At 69.9% G+C, this 3277-nt stretch carries 3 protein-coding genes and 1 pseudogene; all 4 read right to left on the reverse strand.

Annotated elements, in window-relative coordinates; genetic code table 11:
* A partial coding sequence (locus AVHM3334_RS23440) for a hypothetical protein (RefSeq protein ID WP_284415842.1) occupies nucleotides 1-188 on the reverse strand: 188 nt, incomplete at its 3' end.
* A gap of 49 nt (nucleotides 189-237) precedes the next feature.
* On the reverse strand, nucleotides 238-1350 hold the full coding sequence (locus tag AVHM3334_RS23445; RefSeq protein ID WP_284415843.1) for a hypothetical protein: 1113 nt from the start codon (nucleotides 1348-1350) through the stop codon (nucleotides 238-240).
* Nucleotides 1351-1386: 36 nt separating this feature from the next.
* Entirely contained in the window at nucleotides 1387-2418 is a 1032-nt protein-coding gene (locus AVHM3334_RS23450; protein ID WP_284415844.1) for a DUF2169 domain-containing protein, read from the reverse strand.
* A gap of 2 nt (nucleotides 2419-2420) precedes the next feature.
* Nucleotides 2421-3277, reverse strand: a pseudogene (locus tag AVHM3334_RS23455) (hypothetical protein); the annotation flags it as partial.

Raw genomic sequence — 3277 nt, forward strand, 5'->3', positions numbered from 1 at the left:
GTCGCCACATCCGTGCCTGAATGAAAGGTGGAGCCTGCCGGGTTGCCGATGGAGCCGCTGTCGTTGCGGTAGGGCGCGGTGCCCGGCGTGTCCTTCTTGCGCAGGAAGACGAAGTCGTCCGGCTTGTTCACCGTGCCGGCCGCCGCTTGCGACACCACTTCTTTACCGTCGATATAGACCTTGCCCACGCTGTGCTTCCCTTGAATTGTCTGGTCGTGCTGTTTCGATGCCGTTGGGCTAAGTGCCGGTCCCGCATTCCATGGCGCCTGCGCTGCAGCGCCCCGAAATGTCCTGTGCGGTGCACAGCGCCTGGTCGATGCGGGTCAGGCCGTGGCGATGCAGTCCCTGTGCAAGTGCCCATTGCACGGCACCCCACGCGGCGCCCAGTTGCCCGAGCAGCTCTGCCGGCTGCAGTGGTTCGGCGCTCCATTGCGCGTCGGGCATGGCCGTCATGCGGGCCAGCGCTGCGGTTTCGTCCTCCAGACGCCAGCGGCTGCCGTCGCTGTCGCTCAGGTGGCGGCTGACCTGAGCGCTGCGCAGGCCGGCGGCGCCGAGCGCCCCTTCCATCGCCTGCTGCAATGCCCGGCCGTCGCCTTGCCGATCGCTGGGCCAGCGTGGCGAGGGAACCGGCATGTCGCTGATGCAGGGCGCATGCAGCGCCAGGGCATTGCGCGCCACCGCGTGCAAGCCTGCCGCTGGCCGCAAGAGCAGGCAGGCCGCCGCCTCGCCTGGCACCCAGCCGCTGCCGTGGTCACGGTCGTAGATGCGGCCTGCCCGGTGATCGCGCAGCAGAATGTCCTGGTCGCACAGGGAGTCCGCGGCGATGAGGACGATCTGCGCCGGTGGCAGGTCGTGGTCGAGCGTCCGGAAGGCGCGGGCCAGAGCGGTGTGGCAGGTCTCGGCGCCGCCCGAGAAGGCATGCACGGCCAGCATGGGCAGCCCGGCACGCCGGCATTGCGCGCCGAACCCATCGATGGCCCCCTGCAGTGGATCGGGGCCGTGTGGCTGCGCTGTTGCCGACGATGCTTGGGTTTGAGCGGGGGGCGTTGCCATCCATTCGGGCAGGGCGAGCAGATAAAGCGTCGGCGCGGGCGGCAGTGCCTGGAGCCAGGTGGCCATGGGGCTCCAGGCGGCGCGCAGGAGTTCTCTCAAGCGGGCCGGTCCCCGGGATTCGCCGGCGACGTCGCGCGCGGGCGCGGTCAGCAGTTTGGTGCCATCCAGCTCTGCGTACCGGAAGTGCTTGCGTCGCGCAGTGAAGGCGGCCACGCTGGTCAGCCAATCGTCTCCGAGGCTGGTGACCAGGGTGGCGTGCTCGATCTGCAGAACGGGGCGGGGGCTGTAAAGGGGCATTGGACGAGAGCGGGAAAGGGCTGCGGTGTGGCCGCCTCAGGCGTTGGACGCGCGCACGGTGATGGCCCCGGCGGGCGGCAGAAGGCTGCGCCAGACGATGGCGAAGCGGCCCTCTTGCGGGGCCACGACACAGGTGTCCGCCACCAACGGTGGTGCCGATTGCCCGCCCACGGTGGCGTGGGGACGAACGCTGGGCCAGATGGCGCGCGTGGGCCCTTCGGGTGTGAACTGGTGCAAGGCGATGGTGTCGCCAGGGGCCGGAGCGCGGCCCCATTGCAAGCGGGGCTCGGCCTGGTTGTGGAACAGCGGATGAAAGTCTTTGGGACGGCGGGGCGAGCGTTCGCGCTGCCAGGGCAGGTCCCGGGTGCCCATGTGCGGCAGCCGGAATCCTGCGTTTTCCGGCCAGGGGCCGAAGCCGGCGGCCAGGGGATGGCGGGTGAGGTTGGTCACGGGATGGTCGGGGTGTTCCACCCACGGCAACGCGACACGCTCGATGCCTTCGCCGCCGTGGCCTGCCGTGCTGCCCATGCCCTGGGGGTTGTAGAGGGTTTCGCCGCCGGCGCTTTCCCCACCGTAGGCAAAGCAAGGGTGCACGGGGACGCGGCGTACCGCAGCCAGGTAATCGCCGGGGATGCCCCCGCCGCCCTTGAGAAGGGTCTTGCGCCAGAAACGGGGCGCGCACAGCGTAAGGCCCACGATCTGCGTCCCATGCGCTACAGCGGCCATGAACCGATGCTCGGCCTTTCCGGGCGCTGCATGGGCGTAGCCGCTGACGATGAGATCGAAGCGGGGCTTGGGCGGAACGGCGTCGGAGGGCAGCCAGTCGATTTCTTGCGCTGCGCGTTCACCGAGCGCTTCCCGCTGTGCGGGTTCCAGGTCGAGGTCGCCGATGCGCAGGGGCAGTGCCCGGTCACGCAAGCCCAGCAGGCCGGGTCCATCGGCCAGCCGGTTGGCTCGGTCCAGGTCCCAGACGCCTTTGACCACCAGCAGCCGGGCATGGCGGCCCTCGTCGTCCACGTGGGGATAGACGGCCGTGGCGAACGGGGTGAGGTTGAGCAGGTCGGCCATGTTCAACGCGGTGCAGCGTGCGCCTCGGCCAGCCATTCGGACAGCCCGATGACATGCATCTGGTGGCGCGTGCTGGCGTAGGCCGAAAGGCCCGCGCCAACGGGCTTGCGGGCCTGCACCGATTGCTCGATGTAGAGCGCCTGCCGCATCAGGGAGCCGAGTTGCTGCACCGGGGCCTGCAAGGCGGCGCCGCCGTCTTCCCGGGGCCGGGCGGCGCGGCCGAAGCGAAGGCGGCGATTGTGGGCAGGGTCCGGTTCGGCCAGCATGCGGCCCGCCTCCCATGCGCAGGTCTTGGCATCGTTGGCGACGGGAATGTGCGCGTTGCGGAACACCTGCAGCACGCGTTGCCGCAGGGCGCTTTCCCGCTCTTGTGGCGACACGTCTTTGGCACGCACCTGCATCGGTACGTCACCCAGCAGCACGGCCAATGCGTCCATTTGCGGGGCGGTGGCCGGCCCGGGCTGGGATGTCACCTCGCGCACGACGGCGATGAGTGCCTGTGGAAATCCTGCCAGGGCCAGCACCTGCAAGCGCAACCCCGGGTCCATGGCGGCGTTTGCTTCGGCCCGATGGTGGGCCTGAACGGGGTCGCAAAGCGTGGCAAGGCACCAACCCAGGCGCTGTAGCGCGGGGAGCGGTATGTGCGCGCACCGCAGATAGCCTTGCACCTGTGCCAGGTCCAGATGACCGCTTGCAGCGATCAGGCGCAGCGCGTGCAGCAGATCCTCCGCCGCGCCACCGCCGCGCCGCTGGATGCGCGCCGCCAGGTCGTCGGGCGCTTGTCCCAGGCGGCACAGGGCCAGTTCGCTCGCACGCAGCAGGGGCCCTTCCGGCGCGGCGGCGGCGATGGGCGAAATCA

This window comes from Acidovorax sp. SUPP3334 (assembly GCF_030159055.1).
Taxonomy (GTDB): domain Bacteria; phylum Pseudomonadota; class Gammaproteobacteria; order Burkholderiales; family Burkholderiaceae_C; genus Paracidovorax.